General features: G+C 56.8%; 1 rRNA gene. It reads right to left on the bottom strand.

Features of this window, described 5'->3' with window-relative positions:
* Positions 1–2: 2 nt before the first annotated feature.
* Positions 3–2,474, bottom strand: a 23S ribosomal RNA gene (locus tag KS423_RS43390); the annotation flags it as partial.

The following is a 2,474-nucleotide window of genomic DNA, read 5'->3' as shown; positions in this document are numbered from 1 at the left end:
CTGAGGACAAGCCCTCGGCCTATTAGTACCGGTCAACTCCACCCCTCACAGGGCTTCCATATCCGGCCTATCAACCCAGTCGTCTACTGGGAGCCTTACCCTCTCAAGGAGGTGGGAGTGCTCATCTCGAAGCAGGCTTCCCGCTTAGATGCTTTCAGCGGTTATCCCTCCCGAACGTAGCCAACCAGCCATGCCCTTGGCAGAACAACTGGCACACCAGAGGTTCGTCCGTCCCGGTCCTCTCGTACTAGGGACAGCCCTTCTCAACACTCCTACGCGCACAGCGGATAGGGACCGAACTGTCTCACGACGTTCTAAACCCAGCTCGCGTACCGCTTTAATGGGCGAACAGCCCAACCCTTGGGACCTACTCCAGCCCCAGGATGCGACGAGCCGACATCGAGGTGCCAAACCATCCCGTCGATATGGACTCTTGGGGAAGATCAGCCTGTTATCCCCGGGGTACCTTTTATCCGTTGAGCGACGGCGCTTCCACAAGCCACCGCCGGATCACTAGTCCCTACTTTCGTACCTGCTCGACCCGTCAGTCTCACAGTCAAGCTCCCTTGTGCACTTACACTCAACACCTGATTGCCAACCAGGCTGAGGGAACCTTTGGGCGCCTCCGTTACCCTTTAGGAGGCAACCGCCCCAGTTAAACTACCCACCAGACACTGTCCCTGATCCGGATCACGGACCCAGGTTAGACATCCAGCACGACCAGAGTGGTATTTCAACGACGACTCCACCCAAACTGGCGTTTGGGTTTCACAGTCTCCCACCTATCCTACACAAGCCGAACCGAACACCAATATCAAGCTATAGTAAAGGTCCCGGGGTCTTTCCGTCCTGCTGCGCGAAACGAGCATCTTTACTCGTAATGCAATTTCACCGGGCCTATGGTTGAGACAGTCGAGAAGTCGTTACGCCATTCGTGCAGGTCGGAACTTACCCGACAAGGAATTTCGCTACCTTAGGATGGTTATAGTTACCACCGCCGTTTACTGGCGCTTAAGTTCTCAGCTTCGCCCCACCGAAATGGAGCTAACCGGTCCCCTTAACGTTCCAGCACCGGGCAGGCGTCAGTCCGTATACATCGCCTTACGGCTTCGCACGGACCTGTGTTTTTAGTAAACAGTCGCTTCTCGCTGGTCTCTGCGGCCACCCCCAGCTCAGAGTGCAAGACTCGTCACCAGGAATGGCCCCCCTTCTCCCGAAGTTACGGGGGCATTTTGCCGAGTTCCTTAACCATAGTTCACCCGAACGCCTCGGTATTCTCTACCTGACCACCTGAGTCGGTTTGGGGTACGGGCCGCCATGAAACTCGCTAGAGGCTTTTCTCGACAGCATAGGATCATCCACTTCACCACAATCGGCTCGGCATCAGGTCTCAGCCTTAATGTGAGGCGGATTTGCCTACCCCACGGCCTACACCCTTACCCCGGGACAACCACCGCCCGGGCTGGACTACCTTCCTGCGTCACCCCATCGCTCACCTACTACCCCGTCGGGTCACCGGCTCCACCACTTCCCTTTGCCCGAAGGCTCCGGGACGGCTTCACGGGCTTAGCATCAAGAGGTTCAGCGTTGGCGCTTCAAAGCGGGTACGGGAATATCAACCCGTTGTCCATCGACTACGCCTGTCGGCCTCGCCTTAGGTCCCGACTTACCCTGGGCAGATCAGCTTGACCCAGGAACCCTTGGTCAATCGGCGCAAGAGTTTCCCACTCTTGTATCGCTACTCATGCCTGCATTCTCACTCGTATACCGTCCACGACTGGTTTCCACCGCCGCTTCACCCGGCACACGACGCTCCCCTACCCATCACAGCAACCGTTAGGTCTTCACGCTGCAATGACACGACTTCGGTGATGTGCTTGAGCCCCGCTACATTGTCGGCGCGGAATCACTTGACCAGTGAGCTATTACGCACTCTTTCAAGGGTGGCTGCTTCTAAGCCAACCTCCTGGTTGTCTCTGCGACTCCACATCCTTTCCCACTTAGCACACGCTTAGGGACCTTAGTCGGTGTTCTGGGCTGTTTCCCTCTCGACCATGGAGCTTATCCCCCACAGTCTCACTGCCACGCTCTCACTTACCGGCATTCGGAGTTTGGCTAAGGTCAGTAACCCGGTAAGGCCCATCGCCTATCCAGTGCTCTACCTCCGGCAAGAAACACGTGACGCTGCACCTAAATGCATTTCGGGGAGAACCAGCTATCACGGAGTTTGATTGGCCTTTCACCCCTAACCACAGGTCATCCCCCAGGTTTTCAACCCTGGTGGGTTCGGTCCTCCACACGGTCTTACCCGCGCTTCAACCTGCCCATGGCTAGATCACTCCGCTTCGGGTCTTGGGCATGCAACTCAACCGCCCTATTCGGACTCGCTTTCGCTACGGCTACCCCACACGGGTTAACCTCGCTACACACCGCAAACTCGCAGGCTCATTCTTCAAAAGGCACGCAGTCACGGC

Origin of the sequence: Streptomyces sp. LS1784 (genome assembly GCF_020103755.1) — a bacterium.
Lineage (GTDB): Bacteria > Actinomycetota > Actinomycetes > Streptomycetales > Streptomycetaceae > Kitasatospora.
Note: the sequence above shows the minus strand (reverse complement) of the source record. Positions and strands in the feature narration are given on the sequence as shown.